Origin of the sequence: Paraburkholderia flava (assembly GCF_004359985.1) — a bacterium.
In the GTDB taxonomy this organism is placed as follows: Bacteria; Pseudomonadota; Gammaproteobacteria; order Burkholderiales; family Burkholderiaceae; genus Paraburkholderia; species Paraburkholderia flava.
Genome location: NZ_SMRO01000002.1, coordinates 701,287 through 717,471, shown reverse-complemented (window position 1 = coordinate 717,471; position 16,185 = coordinate 701,287). Strand labels below are relative to the sequence as shown.

Below are 16,185 nucleotides of genomic sequence, written 5' to 3'. Positions count from 1 at the left end.
ACAAAAACACTATATATTGTGTTTTTTCAACAAATAATTCCATATATGGTGTTTTAAACGTCTGGGCACCGGCAGCGAGGAGTCGCTGAGCGTGAGCCTCCGATTTAACCCGAGGGAGGTCCACCCACCACTTCAATAAAAATGCGCCGTGCATATGGATGTCACCGTGGACCTCAGGTGCTGCGCTGTTGGGCCTGCCTACTTATCTTGGGTCGCTCCGACCCGTTTGGAACGCGAACGTCGGGGAGCCGTCGCATTCTGGTCAGCGGCTGACGGCGCTGGCGGGTTCGATGTTGTTGCCTCCGCTTTCCTGGCCGCGCGCCCTGAGGTCGGCGCACTTCGTTGTGAAGTCGGAGCCGCGATGTGCTCACATGCGACTACGAGCTTTTCGGCATAAGAGAAAGCGGCGGTGCGTACAACTCCTTCAGTAAAGAAGCCTATCCAGGCGAGAAGCATGATGAGTGCAACGGCAAGCGAAACCCACTCGCCCCCCGAAAACATTCGCTCGACATCGCCGGCAACATGAAGGCGAGCCGCTAACGATGTGATGCCATGCCGCAGGAGTACCCAGCCGATGCAACCTAAGGACACTGTCATGCCAAGCCATCTCAGAGCGTGGCCGTTGCGGCGAAATCCGTAAGCGATGTTGTCGTTCTTCAGCAGCGGATACTTTTTTTCGTCGCGTGTGTGTTCGCGCAGCCAATTGCAAGCGGAGGCATATAACACATCGGCGGCCTCCGGGTCCGACGCCTCCGCTGCCTTCGACGCTGGAAACGGCCTACCAACTTTTTTCTGCAGCAATTTGTGATACCGCGACTTCGACAGGTCGTCGAAGGTCTCGTCTTTGTATCGCAGGACTTGGGTGCTAGGCGGCCCACCCCATTTTCTCCAGAGCGCCTGCTCCGTTGCCTTGCCTCGACTTCGCGCCCAATCCGCGAGCATTACCCAACCGCCGCAAAGCCCAATAGTCGACACCACTGTCCCAAGTATGCCCAGCGACTTCCCATACAACGCGATGATTGCAACGACTGCGGGCAGCAGGACAAGCAGCGCGGGCGCTAATCGCGCGTTGCGGTCGTACCGGTCGCCAAACTGCGTCAGAATTTTATCGATAGCGATAGTCACTCTTCCACCTCTTCATAGAATGGCACAGTTGATGCAGCCACCCACCCGCTACGAGCTGGCATGCCAATGAAGTGGCGGAGAGGCACGCCCTTCGTTTGCGCAACGTTGAATCCGCGACGCTTGAATGCGTTTGTCACCTTCCTTTTCGGATGACGCGGAGCACGCTCGGCCGCCGAAACGAACGCTGTCTTAGTCGGCGCCGCTTGCGAATTAGTCGACGGCGCTCCGAAAAGCAGATTCAGGGTTTCGGTCGAAACATTGTGGCGGCCACCGTGGTGAGGAATCTGGGCGAACGTAACCCGTGTCGGCAGGTCAATCCCGATGCTGCTCGCATACATTGCGCTTGCGCGCAATGTATCGACCCCGGCGTCACCGGTTAGCAAATAACCGCGCTCGCCAACTGAAGCAAAAAGCACGGCACTGCTTTCGTTTTCAGCCGATGTTGAAACCGTCTCGGGGAGGTTCTCCCCCGTCCACAACTCGGTTACGAAGCCCACAGCATCCATCACAAAGTTCGCTGCGGACTTCAGCATTTCCTTTGCAGCCCGGAGCTCCGGTGACTTTTCAAACTCCGGAATCAGTCCATGAACATAGCGGTGCTGCCCGGGCGAAAGGACAGTGAAAATACCAATGCGCGACCCGGCGAAGGGTTCAGATACGGGGATTTTCTTTTGTTCCGCAAGCTTTTCGAGCGCATACGCAGCTCCCATCTTGGCCTGCAAACGCTTGACCAAGCTTTCACTGGTGATTCGGCCATCGCGGAAGTAATGGCGAATCTCTTCACTGTAATTCCACGGCTGGTGCATCCACAGTTGCCCGACCGACAATTGCTCTAGCACAATCGAAAGACCACCCGCATGGTCGTTGTCCGGATGGGAGTTAACCACGAAATCGACATGGGTCGTGCCGTAGTGAACCTTCACATGGTCAACCAACACTTGGCCGGTTCCCCGGTGTCCGCCGTCGTACACGAGCACTTTGTATTGACCATCTTCGAGCCACCGGACGGCGATAGCATCGCCGCTATGCTCGCCATCACCGACCGGCAAAAAATCAATCTCAATGCCACTGGCCATCCTCTCTCTCCATCATCAAAATTTTTTTGAATCGCCGCGCACTCAGCCCTCACTGAGCGAAACAAACCGCACGGCCGATGCGCAAAGTACGCAACCGCCGACGTCATGTTGGGCGGACCATTCGCGCCTTCAAGAGAAAGGAACGGAAATTTTTTCCGCGCTGTGAATTGGGCGAGTAAGCACAATAACTTTTTTGCTCAGCGGGACAACCGCAAACGTTTGCTTTTTTACATTCAATCGTTCATGCGAGACGTGAACCCAACCACCGGTGTTCCTACCGGTTGAGACATGAGCCTACTACATCGGGACAATAGTGCTGGAGTCACCATCACGTCCGGTATGAGCATTTTGATTTATTGGACGTCCGGACCGTGCAGGTACACGACATGACGTCTACTGCTAAAGACGGGCTTTACCTGTGATGGAAGTGGTCACTTCCCGCCAGACTTTGCAAGCCACCTCCGTATGGGACAGTACCGCACGGTCGTCATGTGTATGCGAGTCAACAAACCCCGGCAGGACAAACTCTCCACCCGCCTTGATGCCCATCCGCGCCTTAGGTTCGGATTGGTCTCCAACAATTGCGATTCTCCCGTTCGGACATCGGCGGAAAATTGTGTTTGGCAGGTTACTTGCGCGAGAGATATAGCAATCTACATGCGCTAACGACCGGCGCGCTGATTCTTAGATGGATGCCTTCCGCGAATCGACTGACCTCCGGCGCTTCATATCTTCTTCGTACTTCATCGCGAGTTCTGTGTCGAGATAGCTCTTCAATGACCCCAAGTGCGTCTGCCCCATCAACTCCATCACCTCCGTGAGAATCTTTTCCTCTCTTACGTTAAATAAACCGCGTGCCTCAATCTCAGCTTTGAGTTTTATTTCTATAGCAACCGACGCGTATCTAGCCCGGACCCGGTGATATGTCAGCCCGCGTCGCTTCGGAGCATCTCGGAAAATGCGTGAAAGTCTCCTGCTCATGTACTGGCGATTCAGCGGAGCGCCCGAAGTGTGACTTACGAAAATGCGGTCATGGCCCTGCGCCTTGGCTCGCCCCTTAACTATAACCGCACGTACGTCATCAATGTAGTCTCGTAGAGCGTTCAGAATCCACGCAGGGAATGGAACTTCATGCTCTGCCCCACCCTTTCGAACGACCAGCAAGACGATTTCACGGTCAACGTCACTGGCGGCTTCTATTTCTGCTCTTGCAGGCAGTTGCCGTATTCTCAGGCTAAGAACCTCAGACAATCTCAACCCAGTTTCCTCGGCAGCGTTGACCATCAAGACGTCCCGATGAGCAATATGCCACTGCCCCTCAGACGCCCGAACGTAGGCGTCCTCCATCTCGTCGAGCGTTGGCACACCTTTCCGCCTGGACTTCACTCCCTTTCCTCGATACAGCAGGTCACTCACGATTACCTTGCGTCCATAGCGATAGCGCTTCTCGTACCATATCTTCACAGGAGCGTTCGGGTCTACCGAAACATCGGCAATCCGATGGGGAAACCCTTCCTTCCTCGAGCAATGCAACAAGAAACGCAACGCAGTTGAAACCTTTCCGTTCATAGTGAGAGAACGGCGCCCCAAACGCTCATCCCTGTCCCTCCACCTCTCAAGCTGCTCGTCATCAATTTGATGAAGCAACCTGTCGACGTCGCGCTCGACTGGCCGTCGCTCCAGCCTTGCCGAATCCTTCTCTTCTTCCTCGAGAAAACTGCAGAGATTCGTGAGCGTGTGTGAATTCTGACGAACGCTATCCGTTACCAGGCGTCTACTCCGCAGCGAAGCGCGGATGAAAGAATTCACAGCATCGACCGGTCGGTGTCGAGCTGACATAGCTACCGGAACGTTGTCGTATGGATTGTCATTGAGCACACACCCTGACTCAGATGAAATCAGATAGGCCATAGTCAAGATTCCTCCGGGTCAACAATACGCATTGCCCCAAACTTTTTACTTCCTCTCAGTTCACGGACCTCTTTCGTAAGTAGTGAATTCCGCTCGTGAAAAACTTTGAGTTTCCTGCTTTGACTTTCTATAACAGACTCCTGCTCTTGATACCGTCTAGCGAAGCCAGCAATAGTCAGCTTTTGCATCCTTATCGTTCGCCTAAGCCCTTTGTTTGTCTCGCTAAGCGACTTCTTCATCCTCTTCTTTGCGCAATGGCTTTTTGCCGCGTCAAGAAGCTCTTGAATCTCTTCGATTTTGTCGTGAAGTTTCGGCGTCTGCTTTGCATTGAGAGTGGACGGGCTTGATATACGAAATATTCCCAACTCAGGAATATTCATATTTCGGAAAGCAAGCATCGTCTTCGGCAGGAGGAAATCGACCGGTTTTCCCTCTTCCATGTACATTGCCATATGTCTAAGGCGGGCATCGATGGTCTTCAACAGCTCGTCTCGCCGCTCCGTATTCGACCCTGTGTTCTTCATGTAGGCTCCCTTTTCAGCGTGGAGGTGAACGAATCCAAGATTTTTTGGCGCTTCTCCAAGCGAACCATCCGGAGCAGTGCGACATGTGGCTCTTCCATTTCGACTCGATTGCCGGCGCAGGCGCCTTCCCAGTGCGGAACTCGCGTCGAATCCGCATAGAAAAAGAAACATCTGCTACACCGCTCTTCGTCGGAACCGGTTGGGTCTGGTCGTCCGTCAAAATCGATTGCTCGTGAAGCACAATCTTTTTGTTGACACGCTGCCCGTCGGCGATGCGATGGCGCGTTCGAGCACCCACAAAAGCCCCACGGGGTTGCCTTTAGGTGCAGCTTTTGTTCTTTAACCATGCGCGTAATCTTGCGCCCCAACTCTCGTTCTGTGGTCAGCTCGATACTGGGAATCATCCGTCGAATCAGTTTCGCCAGCTTCTTTCCGTACACTCCTGCAAAATTAACAAGTCCAAGTGCGATGTTTGCTATTTTTTGCTCGGTGAAGACCGCCGCCTGCACCCCGATTTCCTCGAACAAATCACGGTCCCCGCAGTATCGAATCGTCATTCGAAGTGCGAAGTGCCGAAGATGGTAACTCAGCGATTCGAGGTCTCCACCGTCGTAGCGCCAAACATAGAGCACCGCGAAACATTTTCGCAATTGATGCGGCGCAATTTTCCACGGCACGCCGTTGACTGCGCCTATTGCTGATGCACCGACAAAATCGCAGAAAGTTTGCAAGCTAGCTCGAGTGGCAAATGGTCTCGGTTTTGCTGAGCTGCTGAATGTTGGAAGCTCGAAAATCTGGCCGACTCGACCGTTAGGTCCGAAGAGCCGGTTGCGTTCCATGTTTTTTACTGCTTCGACTACAAGCGCAGAACACGGAGTCTCATCGGGTTTTTGAAGTGTCTTCCCAATGTCACTCGTTATCCAAAATCCTGTTTCAAACGTGCCCGTCCAAGCGCCAACGAGCATGCTCTCTACTTCACCGCAGCGACGCGCGGTCAACGAACCTATGACAACGAATGAGGCCGCGGGCATCAAGACGTTCCACATCTTCTTCAAGAGTATCCCTTCGTCCCGGTAAGAAAGCACGATGGGATAAGCCAAGATACCTTTCAATTTCTTGTTTGCCTCGGACACAGCCGCATGTCGTTCCACGGAAATTTTTCCGTCTCTCCAATTCTTTGTTTTGGACTCAATTTTTGAGAGCCTGTCGCGAAGGTCGAGCAGAACTGGAGCGACATGTAACGTCCAATAAGCGGCCTGCTCCATCAAATGTAGTGCCGCTTTTATCGGCATGAGCCGCGTCCGCCCTGCGTCACCTTTTGCTATTTGACTGACGGTGTTATAGACGTCGTCGGTGGGGTCAAACAGCAGTCGGGAGTCATCCGGATGTGCCAACCGTTGCAGAAGTAAAACGACGCTGCCTCGGCCATAAAGTACGTGACGGCCGCGACCCTTTTTGTTCCACGCACCATCAGCCTCGGCAATGCCATTTCGAATGTTTTCCAAAGTCGCACGGGCCTCTGGAAGTTTCGCTAGCGCCCCCGCTGCGCTTGGTAGATTGGCGTAGTCGAAGATTTCTCGTATCGGCGTCGTTTTTAGGTCAAAGCCTCTGTCCCTCAGAAGCTTGCACGTTTCGACAATCTTGCGCTTACTGTCGAGCACGTAGTCCCAACCATCGGCGCAGCTGCCGATGTATTCGATGACCTCGTCAGGGTCGACAGTTTCAAAGCGTTCGTGACCGTGGTCGATAAGCCAATATATCCACGTGTAACCATTTAACTGAATTGCCAGCAGATTGTTTGCGCTTTGCTTCGGAAACTCCTCCTCGTCTTGCCACATTCGGCGCAGCGCATTTCGCAGAGCTCGGTCGAAGCTCGCGTTACATGGCTGATAGAGGAACGTTCCATTTGGAAGTTTCCTATCGAAATTGAGAGCGACCCTTTCACCTTTCCGATTTAGGATGTACCAAGTCTTCCTGTCAGGCGACTCTTCGATGTCTCGATTGCTACGCGGAGGTTCGCTTGATTGGCCGCTCGACACTGCGTTTTTTTGGGTCATTCGGCAACCTCACGCTCAGAGTTGCACTTCTTTTGGACACGGCGCAGCAGAGATGCATGTGGAGAACGAGCAAGCTTCTGTATCAACGCCATCACAAACGCTAGCTCCGGCAGAATTTCACCTTCCCATCTGGCAGGCGACGTTGCTTCGAGCTCCTTCATCTTGCGCTCAAGGCGTAACTTTGTTCTGACCGCGTCTTCCACAGTGTCTTCGTCGACCACGAATAGGCGCTGCTTACAATCAACACAAGGCAGCCCCGCGTCTTCGCAAGTGTCTCCAACATGGGACGTAGGGCCTTCACCAGCTTTGGAATTGCGACAACGTAAGCCATTTCCTGTTCTCTCAGCCGCTGCGAGCATTTCAAGACCTTCAGCTCGAGTTCGCCCAAGGGCTTCATCAAGCTTGAGTCCATTGAATAGCAGGTCCGTTTCAAGGATGTGCTGGAAGGTGCGAATCCTTGCGGCGAGCAACAGCTTGACCGGAAATCTCGATGTGTAGATTCGCGTCGTTTGGCCACCACGCTCCTGATGCTTTGCGAGAATTTCAGCAGGCCGAGGTCTCGCGTCCGTGGCAAGCGTCCGGTCGATGATGTAGGACTGTCGAATCGAGCTCGGAAGCATTTCTTTCGCGACGTTATGACCAGCGTCGCGAAGCAGGTGACGCAGCCTATCGCCTATGAATTCGTAACCAACCGCGGACGGTCCTTCATCAAACCAGTAAAACATCAGCAAGGTTTCGGAAAACTCAGGAAAAATCTTGCGCATCTGGTTGGTCGTACGAATTGCGAACTCAAGGGCCTGTGGTACGGTGACCTGCACAGCGGGGTCCACAACGTCGAAAGTGTCCACAATCGGCTTCCAAGCGCTTCTACCCTTCTGTGACACCACCTTGACTCTGTTAGGCTCGTCAGTCGGCTCTATACAACGCGGAGTCAGTTCAATTGCTGTTGAAACGTTGTCTCCCGAATCAACGAGGTACAGCAGCGCCACGCCAGCAATTCCATCAGGGTCGCCGCTGAGCATCGACGTTAACCTGCGCCGACCGCCAAGCCGCTGACAGAGACGCAGCATGAAGGTCGCAGCGTGCTGTTTTGAGAACTCCTTTTTCCGTGGCACGCGGCCGCCGTGCGCGTCGACGCAGTATTTCAACAAGTTGGCCGTAGCCTGAGCATGGTCATCGAGAGGGAAAATCTTCGCCATCGCTACATCTCGTTGGGGCCCCGTCTTACGGACGGCGCGCTGAAATTTATCGACGATACGTGGGTCGCCCTGAGCGACTAGCGCTTTCCCCTCTTCGAACAGCTCGCTCGCCTTGATGACCGCCCGCTCAGCAACTGACCGAATAATTTCCAATCGCTTCCAGTTCTCGCGCTGAATTGCCTTTCTGAATACTTCTTCGTTCGGAAACTGCGAAAGAGGTATAGCCTCGGCGAGACCCGCAATGTATCCAGCAGCATCAGATGGCAACTCCATCCCCATCTCTTTAGCGAGTTTTCTCATTTCGGCAACAATCTCAACGCATAACGTGTCCCGCCTCCCGGTCTCCACGAGCGACGGCTTGTGCGAAGCGTAAGCATGATAGTTATGAGGCATCCTAGGGAATTTGACCTGCGCGATGAGGCCAATCGACTGCAACGGTCGGAGGACCGCTCTGAGCGAGCCCAAGTTCGCCGCTAGTGTCATCGCTTGAGCAGGGTAATATTTCTTCTTCTTCGCGGCGAACCACTGCCCTATAACTTCGCTTAACGCTGTCGAATCGGGGATTCTCTCCGACGACACAGAATTTATTAGTTTTACTAAATGTTCGTGACATGATTCAGCAAATTCTGCGAAGTCACGTAGAGCGAGGATTTTGTCCTTGTTGTAATCGACCGAATAGCCAGGGAAGGTTCGAGCTATCGCTAGCGCAGCTACAGTTCCAAACGCAGAGGCGAAAAGTGTTGCCAAGCATTCGAAGTCGTAAGTTGCTCGGAGACTCGGTATCTCGTATTGATACGGGCCCCTTCGTATGACCAGCGCAGACGTTACGCCGTCTTCAGACAGTGGGACTGGCGTGGGCTTTCTCGGCTGGGTCATATACCATGAAATGCGTCATTGCCACTAAAATGAGGAAGTCAGCCTCTGCCCACCAGCACAGAAGCTTTAACCAGCAACCGATGTGTCTCGCGCCTCACTGATACTTTAACGTATCATTTTGATGCCGAGCGTTAACATGCAAAAATTGCATGGAGAGATGAGATTGAGTACGAGTGCGCATGACGATAGCAACTTAGCGGCTAGACAGTTGCTCGCTGCGAATTTGAGGAGCGCTCGCGCGCACAAAGGCCTCAGCCAAGAACAACTCGGCGATTTGTCTGGGCTGCACAGGACATACATTGGCGGATTGGAACGTGCCGAACGAAACGTAACAATTGACATCGTTGCTCGCTTGGCACGGGCGCTCGGATACGAGGTGCATGAGCTTCTCAGCCCTACCCTGCTCATACGTTAAGAAAAGGGCCGCGTGAGGCGGCCCCATTTATATCGCGAGCAATCGGCGGTCAGACGGCAATCGGAGCCTTAATGGCTGGGTGATGCTGGTAGCCTTCAACTATGAAATCTTCGTACTTATAGCTAAAGACGTCCTCCGGCGTACGTATAAGTTTCAGCTTCGGTAGGGGGTAAGGGTCGCGGCTGAGTTGCTCGTTGACCTGTTCCAGATGATTGAGATAGATATGGCAGTCTCCACCGGTCCAGACCAACTCGCCCACTTCCAGATTGCACTGCTGCGCCAACATATGTACTAGCAGCGCGTAGCTCGCAATGTTGAACGGCGTGCCCAAGAACACATCCTGACTCCGGCAGTACAACAAGCAACTCAGCTTTCCTTCATTAACATAGAACTGGGCCAAGCAGTGACAAGGGGCAAGCGCCATCCGACCATGCTCGACGTTCGCCACTGGCGACATGCTTTCGTCGGGGAAGTCCGCTACATTCAGCGCCGTCAGCAAGAGCCGTCGCGAGTTCGGCCTACTCTTGACTTGTTGGACAAGCGACGAGATTTGGTCAACGGTGGTGCCATCCGGACGCGGCCAGAAGCGCCATTGGAATCCGTAGACAGGTCCCAAGTCTCCATTGGCATCGGCCCACTCGTCCCAGATGGTTACACCGTTCTCGTTCAGATACTTGATGTTGGTGTCACCGTTCAGAAACCACAGCAGTTCATGAATGACGCTTTTGAGGTGGATTCGCTTCGTTGTGACCAAGGGAAAACCCTCGGACAAATCAAAACGCATCTGGCGCCCGAATACACTTATCGTTCCCGTACCCGTACGGTCCATCTTGCGGGCACCGCTGGAAAGTATGTCTTGGAGGAGTTGTTGGTACTGAATCATCGCTGAAGTCGGGTTCGGTGTTGATATTCGCTGCCGCTATTGAAGCACATGTGGCGTCAGCCCAAGGCTGGCGCGCAGAAGCCCGTAACATTACGGGCTCGATTTTGGGCGAGATGCCCCACCAGGTATAGCTTCACACTGCGCGCGTAATCAGACAATGTCACAAAAACATGCCACGCAGGCAGCGCGATCTCTTCGAGCACAGCGGGGTTCCATGCATGAAACAAAATGCGTCGGTCCGCGGGGTTCTGCATGATCGTGTCGAGACATTGACGCAGCTGATCGACTGCCTTGTACAGCAGCACCTTCTGCTCACCGTCCTCTTCGAATGCGGTCACCGTGCGATAGCCGCGCGCGGTCGCGTCGGCGATCTGCGCGGACGCGTTCGCGTCCAGCACCTTGTACGCGGGCCAGCGGCGCCACTGCACGCCGTACACGTCGCCGAGATCGTCGGGGCCCGTGCGATACGGATTCGCGAGCCACTGCGGATTGTCGTTCGCGTTCGCGTCCCACACCTTGCAGCCGAGATCGCGGAAATCGGCGGCGCTACGGCTCGCGCGCAGAAACCCGACCAGCTCGCCGATCGCCGACTTGAACGCGAGTTTCTTCGTCGTGACAGCGGGAAAACCCTGCTGCAGATCGAAACGCAGCATCGCGCCGGGCATGCTGATCGTGCGGATGCCGGTACGATTTTCCTGCCACGCACCGGTGTCGAGAATCGAGCGGACGAGGTCGAGGTATTGTTTCATGCGAGCTTCCTTCGGCCGGGCGTGAAACGCCCATGGAGTGGCGACGGTCTGACGTCAAACCGTGATTTTACCAAGCGGGAGGAGGATGTGTCCGGGACGCATCCAGCGCAGCGCGCGACGTGAAACGAAGCGCGGGCTGAGACGACGCGAACGTCCATGCAGACACATGACAGGCACGCACGGATGACGACCCGTGCGCCACCCGTCACGTCACAGATGAGGCATCGGCGTCGACAGATCGTTGCTGTGTTGCGCGAGCGGTTCGGCTTCGATGTGCCGCATCCCGTGCGAACACAGCAGGCGATACAGCGTAACGCGCGAGATGCCGAGTTCCTGCGCGGCATCGCCGAGGCGTCCGCGATGACGCAGCAGCGCTAGTTCGATCGCTTGCCGCTCGGCGGCTTCGCGTGCCTGTGCGAGCGACACCGGCACGATCTCGACGTACTCCGCGAGTTCGAGATCGCGTGCAGTAATGGCACGACCCTCCGACATCACGATCGCACGACGCACGCGATTGATCAGCTCGCGCACGTTGCCCGGCCAGCTGTAGTTATGCAATGCCGCGATCGCATCGGGAGAAAAGCCGCGCAGCCGACGGCTTGCATCTTTTCTGAAACGTTCGAGCATGTGCCGCGCGAGCAGTTCGATGTCCTTGCCGCGTGCACGCAGCGGCGGCTCATCGATCTGCAGCACGCACAGACGGTGATACAGGTCCGAACGAAAACGCCCTTCGATCATCGCTGCCGTCATGTCGACGTGCGTCGCCGAAATGATGCGGACGTCGACCGGAATCGAGCCGTGACCGCCGAGCCGTTCGACCTTGCGCTCCTGCAGGAAGCGCAGCAGGCTCGCCTGGCTTTCGAGCGGCAGGTCGCCGATTTCATCGAGAAAGAGTGTGCCGCCGTTGGCCGCTTCGACGCGTCCGATCTTGCGTTGGTTCGCACCGGTGAACGCACCGCGCTCATAACCAAACAGTTCGGATTGCAGCAGATGTGGCGGAATCGCACCGCAATTGATCGGCACGAACGGTGCATCGCGCCGCGACGAACGCTCGTGAATCGCGACCGCCGTGAGTTCCTTGCCAGTACCCGATTCGCCCGAGATGAACACCGGCGCATCGGTCATCGCGACCTTGCGAATGGAGCGGAACAACGCGAGCATCGCGTCGCATGAACCGACCATCTCGCCTTCGGTGCTGCCCGGTGTGGTGGCGTCGTTCGATGCGGGTTCGCCGAGCGACACCATGCCGTACGCGTGGCCTACCGAATCGACGATGCGGTCGCCCGAATACGGCACCGTCACATAATCGAAACAGTAATCGCGCACGAGGCGGCGTAGCGCTGCGTCCTGCAATTGACCGGCCGTCGTTGCAGCAACCCAGCCGACGTTCGGCATCGTGAGGCACGCTTCGAATGCGGAGATTTCGTGCTGCTGGAAACGGCTCGTGAGATCGAGCAGGCCGCCCGCTGCCGTACCGGCGCGAACGGCGCGACGTACGTCGCGCGCGGAACCGACGACTTCGACATGCCAGCCGCGGTCATGAAACTGGGTGTGCAACTCCACGCTCGGGTCGCGCGAAACGTAAATCAATTGGCGCGTAACGGATTCCATTATTCAGATCCTTTCGTCAACGAACGTTTAGGATGACGGCACGTACCTGAACAGGTTTTCAGACACGCTGATTCGCATCGGATTCGCGCAGCGCGAAAACCGAACGGCCACTCCATTCGTGCGAACAGCGGATCCCCGAAAAGCGGCGTGTGTGTATCGAGACGGCCCAGCGAGGGGCGTTTTTAAATTGGAAGCTCTTTTCGAGAGCTTACTATACGCCTGCCGCTTCGAAAACACATATGCAAATTAAATACGCGGTAACCCACACAGCAAGGCCCGCGCAGCCTGACGGCAAGGCCGCGCAATCCGGTTAAAGTTTCCATAGTGCTATTGCGAGAGCGTTTCCATCGCCGTGTAATAGCCAATTGCTTCGCCATCGGTATTTTCTGCCTGCCGTTTCAGCGCTGAAACGTTTTTTCCCATTTCATCTTTTCGCACGCTTGCGAATCTCCCGCAAATCCAGACACATCAATGGATTGCGCGTCATGGCACACGTTTCGCTAAATGCCTCGCACCAAGGGAGAGACATCATGCGACTCGCTTTCCGCATTGACCTGAATGCCGCCGCACTCCGTACCGCACTGTATGTGGCATTGGCCGCCGGCGCGTTGCCGTGCGTCGGACATGCTCAGGATTTCAGCATCGGCGGCACCAGTGGCGTCGGCTTCTTCGCGATGAACGGGATGAATGCGGCGACGGCCACGAGCATGCCGGCAGTTGATGTCCCTGCAACGATTGCGGGTCTCGCCTGGTTTGCACACGGTAATGCGCGCAATACGTCAGGTGAAAGCGATTCCACTGCGGCGCGGGCACTGCTCGGCGCAGGCCATGCTGCATCGATGAACGATATTGCGCTCGACGATCAGGTGCTGTCGCATCAACGCGGCGGTGCTGCCGGAATGGTGATGGTCGCCGCGACGCCGCAGCTGATGCACGGCAACTCGGTGACGCTGTGGGACGAGATCGCACCACCGACACCGTTGCCGATACCGGTCGACGCCGCACGGGCCGCGCAAAGCAACATCGCGAGCTACACCCGAAAGTAGTCAGGCTTCAGTAACACGACATTCAGCTGGACGACATCCAGTTGCAAAGAAAGAACGAAGCAGAAACAAAGCGGAAGCGGCCACATAGCCGCCCGCAACCGGAGGAGACCATGACAACCCTGACCAAGTCGTCACGCGCGCGCGCATCGCTGCGCCCGCTTCTGCAGGCGATGCTCGGCATCGCCGCAGCGACCGGCGCAGGCGCCGCCCTCGCGCAACAGGTCGTAAACCCTGGCGACATCATCGTGCAACGGGAAATCACACCGCGCAGCGCGTTCGTGCCGGTTCCCGTCGATCAGGATCCGGTCGCCGTGCGGGCCACCACCTTCCCTGCCAACACGTTCAACCCCGCGATCGCGCAGGTCGTGTCCGACGCGGACCTGACGAGCGCGCACGGTTCGAGCGGCGTCGCACCGGCCGGTGCGATGGCAAACGGCATGCAGACCATCACGCGGATCCTGAGCGGCAACGCGACCGGCAGCAACGTCGCGCTCGGTGCGGGCATGGGTCAGGCAGGCCCCGGTATCGGCGGCACGATCGCGCAATCGGTGACGAGCTCGCTCGCGCCGCTGTCCACTGCATTGAGCGGCGCACTCGGAGGTCTGAAATGAGCGCGTCCCCGATCACACGCATTGCACGTCGCGTGCCGCATCCGCTGCTGTGCGCACTCTTCTTCGCGAGCGGCATCGCACTCGTCACGCTCCCGGCCCACGCGCAACGCGTGCCGGTGATCAGCGGCGACGCAACGATCGGTGCCAACGCGGGCGTCGGCGCGACCGGCGGTATCACGGTGAACGAAGCAGCCGGCCTCGACAACGCGCAGGCCAACCAGTTGACGATCACCACCGGCGGCGCCGTTGCGAACGACAACGCCAGCGTGCAGAGCGCATCCGCGGCCGCGAAGGTCACGAGCGCGCGTGCATCGATCGGCAGCAACGCATTTTCGAATTCGTCCGGAGCCCTGATGATCAATCAGGCTGCGGGCGCAGCAAATCTCCAGCGCAACAGTGTGCAGCTCGGCACTGCGGCGCCAGGAGTCTCGACCGTCTCGGATGGGGAGCTATCCGCGACGGCCGCGAACAACGGCGGTTTGGGGCCATCCATCGGGGTTCATCAGCAACGCGAGGCGACCATATCCAGCGACGCCTTCAAGAACGTCAACGGAATTGTCCAGATCAACCAGACAGCCGGTGCCGGTAATGTCACGGCCAACAGTTTTGTGCTCCGTCCCCCGGCGGGCACTCTTTTTTAACTGACCACACTCGTAAATCGGAGCGATATCATGAAGCGCACAATCATTGCAGCCGCTGTACTCGCTGTCGCCTCAGGCAGCGCATTCTCGGCCCCGCTGAAGAACCCGTTCATCTTCAACGCGACGCTCGTAGGCGAAGCGGTCGGCGTCGAAGGATGGGTCACCCTGTTCGGCTGTGTCGGCGTATCGAGCACGGCAGGCGCCGTCGTCAACAACAACCAGAACGTCTCGGTTCACGCTTCGCTCAGCCCGAACGCGCAGAACTACACGTCCGGTTACGTGACGACGACGATCAACAACAACTACTCGTCGATCAAGGGCGGCGGCGTTGCCTTCGCCACCGCGACGACGAACCACTCGTCGGCCTCCTGGGGCGCTCAGGGCTATCAGGAATCGTCGGGCTATTCGTATGGCAACCAAAGCAGCTCGATCACCGGCGGCGGCTATCAACATAGCGAGCAAAGCGCCGGCATCGCGGGCGGCTTCAGCAGCACGAGCCACAACGAAGGCGGCCACATCGCAGCAGGCGGCCAGATCGGCGGCAGCTACAACTACCTGGCTCTGAATACGCCGATCGCGGGCTTCGGCACCGCGCACGCGCAAGGCGGCTTCTCGGCCGGCTACAACGAATCGAACTACAGCAACTCCGCGGGACTCGCAGGCGGCTTCCAGGCCTCCGAAGGTTCCAGACAGGGTTCCGTCTGGGGCTTCCATGCCGATCAGGGTTCGGGCGGTCAGGCGTTCGCGGAACAGTCGTCCGGCTATCAGGCCGGCGCATCGACGACGACCAATAGCGCCTCCGCAGCATGGGGCATCGACGCCAGCCTCGCGACGACCGACGTGTCGGTAAACGGCAAGGTCACGCAGCACATCAACACGCAGAAAGCAGGCACGCTCACCGCGACGACTGGTACGAACGCCGCACAAAACGTGTCGGGCAACGTCGGCGTGAACGTCGCGGAAGGCATCGACAACGCGCAGAGCAACGAAGCGTCGCTGGCATCGGTCGATGCAGGCAACGTGTTCGGCAACGCGCAGGTCTTCAACAACCAGGCGTCGAGCGGTCTTGCCAACGTCAACAACTTCAATCTGAACGCTTCGGTCGGCGATAACTCGCTGCAGGGCGCGTCGGGCAACGTCGGCGTGAACATCGCGTCCGGCGTCGGCAATGTGCAGAACAACAGCCTTGCCGCTTCGACGTCGACTGTGTCGAACCATCACTCCGACGGCGCGATGGTTGCGACCGACGACAGCACGCAGCAAGCCAACCTCGCCTTCATCGGCACGTTCGAAGGAACGGCGTCGCTGGGAGCCGGCGCGCTTAGCGGTGCGAAGGGCAACATCGGCGTGAACATCGCCGGTGGCGCAGGCAACGTGCAGCACAACGGTCTCGCAATTGCTTCGATGAGCGTCAGCAAGTAACGACGGCGCGCGAAGCATCAGCGATATCGCTTCAAGGGG

Annotated in this window: 13 protein-coding genes and 1 pseudogene; 5 read left to right on the top strand and 9 right to left on the bottom strand. The window is 56.9% G+C overall.

Annotated features, from left to right (window positions below; all coding sequences use genetic code 11):
• Positions 1-198 precede the first annotated feature (198 nt).
• From E1748_RS14610 to E1748_RS14585, 6 genes are all read right to left on the bottom strand, one after another.
• A complete protein-coding gene (locus E1748_RS14610) occupies positions 199-1,125 on the bottom strand; it encodes a hypothetical protein (RefSeq protein WP_205965247.1) in 927 nt (308 codons plus the stop codon).
• The gene (locus E1748_RS14605) at positions 1,122-2,201 is read right to left on the bottom strand and encodes a ComEC/Rec2 family competence protein (protein WP_133647929.1); all 1,080 of its coding nucleotides are present in this window, start codon (positions 2,199-2,201) and stop codon (positions 1,122-1,124) included. Before E1748_RS14605 ends, E1748_RS14610 begins: the two co-directional genes overlap by 4 nt.
• Before the next feature lie 684 nt (positions 2,202-2,885).
• Positions 2,886-4,112, bottom strand: coding sequence for a tyrosine-type recombinase/integrase (locus tag E1748_RS14600; RefSeq protein ID WP_133647928.1), 1,227 nt, complete (start codon positions 4,110-4,112; stop codon positions 2,886-2,888).
• A 2-nt stretch (positions 4,113-4,114) separates the two neighbouring features.
• The gene (locus E1748_RS14595) at positions 4,115-4,636 is read right to left on the bottom strand and encodes a hypothetical protein (protein WP_133647927.1); all 522 of its coding nucleotides are present in this window, start codon (positions 4,634-4,636) and stop codon (positions 4,115-4,117) included.
• Positions 4,633-6,474 (bottom strand): hypothetical protein, encoded by a 1,842-nt coding sequence (locus tag E1748_RS14590; RefSeq protein WP_133647926.1) that lies wholly within the window; start codon positions 6,472-6,474, stop codon positions 4,633-4,635. The genes E1748_RS14595 and E1748_RS14590 overlap by 4 nt, the downstream gene beginning before the upstream one ends.
• A 215-nt stretch (positions 6,475-6,689) precedes the next feature.
• Complete coding sequence (locus tag E1748_RS14585) at positions 6,690-8,639, bottom strand: hypothetical protein (RefSeq protein WP_133647925.1); 1,950 nt, start codon at positions 8,637-8,639, stop codon at positions 6,690-6,692.
• 250 nt (positions 8,640-8,889) lie between these two features.
• Here E1748_RS14585 and E1748_RS14580 point away from each other — a divergent pair, with 250 nt between their 5' ends.
• Positions 8,890-9,183: a helix-turn-helix domain-containing protein gene (locus tag E1748_RS14580; RefSeq protein WP_338119592.1), complete on the top strand. Its 294-nt coding sequence runs from the start codon at positions 8,890-8,892 to the stop codon at positions 9,181-9,183.
• Between the two features lie 49 nt (positions 9,184-9,232).
• On the opposite strand, the gene E1748_RS14575 is transcribed toward E1748_RS14580, so the two are convergent.
• From E1748_RS14575 to E1748_RS14565, 3 genes and pseudogenes are all read right to left on the bottom strand, one after another.
• Positions 9,233-10,066 (bottom strand): thymidylate synthase, encoded by an 834-nt coding sequence (locus E1748_RS14575; protein WP_133647924.1) that lies wholly within the window; start codon positions 10,064-10,066, stop codon positions 9,233-9,235.
• A gap of 167 nt (positions 10,067-10,233) precedes the next feature.
• Positions 10,234-10,815 (bottom strand): annotated as a pseudogene (locus E1748_RS14570) (thymidylate synthase); the annotation flags it as partial.
• Positions 10,816-11,025: 210 nt separating this feature from the next.
• Entirely contained in the window at positions 11,026-12,426 is a 1,401-nt protein-coding gene (locus tag E1748_RS14565; protein WP_133647923.1) for a sigma-54 dependent transcriptional regulator, read from the bottom strand.
• Positions 12,427-12,956: 530 nt separating this feature from the next.
• Here E1748_RS14565 and E1748_RS14560 point away from each other — a divergent pair.
• The 4 genes from E1748_RS14560 (at position 12,957) to E1748_RS14545 (ending at position 16,146) form a co-directional block, all read left to right on the top strand.
• Positions 12,957-13,472 carry a hypothetical protein gene (locus tag E1748_RS14560; protein WP_133647922.1) on the top strand — a complete coding sequence of 172 codons (516 nt, stop codon included), beginning with the start codon at positions 12,957-12,959 and terminating at the stop codon, positions 13,470-13,472.
• A 110-nt stretch (positions 13,473-13,582) separates the two neighbouring features.
• Positions 13,583-14,083: a hypothetical protein gene (locus E1748_RS14555; RefSeq protein ID WP_133647921.1), complete on the top strand. Its 501-nt coding sequence runs from the start codon at positions 13,583-13,585 to the stop codon at positions 14,081-14,083.
• Entirely contained in the window at positions 14,080-14,724 is a 645-nt protein-coding gene (locus E1748_RS14550) for a hypothetical protein (RefSeq protein ID WP_420819325.1), read from the top strand. Before E1748_RS14555 ends, E1748_RS14550 begins: the two co-directional genes overlap by 4 nt.
• Positions 14,725-14,754: 30 nt before the next feature.
• Positions 14,755-16,146 carry a hypothetical protein gene (locus tag E1748_RS14545; RefSeq protein ID WP_133647920.1) on the top strand — a complete coding sequence of 464 codons (1,392 nt, stop codon included), beginning with the start codon at positions 14,755-14,757 and terminating at the stop codon, positions 16,144-16,146.
• Positions 16,147-16,185: the final 39 nt, after the last annotated feature.

What these genes read in the sequence shown, in the direction of transcription:
- E1748_RS14605 (WP_133647929.1), bottom strand. Translation starts at nt 2,201, where the DNA reads ATGGCCAGTGGCATTGAGATTGATTTTTTGCCGGTCGGTGATGGCGAG.
- E1748_RS14600 (WP_133647928.1), bottom strand. Translation starts at nt 4,112, where the DNA reads ATGGCCTATCTGATTTCATCTGAGTCAGGGTGTGTGCTCAATGACAAT.
- E1748_RS14595 (WP_133647927.1), bottom strand. Translation starts at nt 4,636, where the DNA reads ATGAAGAACACAGGGTCGAATACGGAGCGGCGAGACGAGCTGTTGAAG.
- E1748_RS14590 (WP_133647926.1), bottom strand. Translation starts at nt 6,474, where the DNA reads ATGTGGCAAGACGAGGAGGAGTTTCCGAAGCAAAGCGCAAACAATCTG.
- E1748_RS14580 (WP_338119592.1), top strand. Translation starts at nt 8,890, where the DNA reads ATGCCGAGCGTTAACATGCAAAAATTGCATGGAGAGATGAGATTGAGT.
- E1748_RS14575 (WP_133647924.1), bottom strand. Translation starts at nt 10,066, where the DNA reads ATGATTCAGTACCAACAACTCCTCCAAGACATACTTTCCAGCGGTGCC.
- E1748_RS14565 (WP_133647923.1), bottom strand. Translation starts at nt 12,426, where the DNA reads ATGGAATCCGTTACGCGCCAATTGATTTACGTTTCGCGCGACCCGAGC.
- E1748_RS14560 (WP_133647922.1), top strand. Translation starts at nt 12,957, where the DNA reads ATGCGACTCGCTTTCCGCATTGACCTGAATGCCGCCGCACTCCGTACC.
- E1748_RS14555 (WP_133647921.1), top strand. Translation starts at nt 13,583, where the DNA reads ATGACAACCCTGACCAAGTCGTCACGCGCGCGCGCATCGCTGCGCCCG.
- E1748_RS14550 (WP_420819325.1), top strand. Translation starts at nt 14,080, where the DNA reads ATGAGCGCGTCCCCGATCACACGCATTGCACGTCGCGTGCCGCATCCG.
- E1748_RS14545 (WP_133647920.1), top strand. Translation starts at nt 14,755, where the DNA reads ATGAAGCGCACAATCATTGCAGCCGCTGTACTCGCTGTCGCCTCAGGC.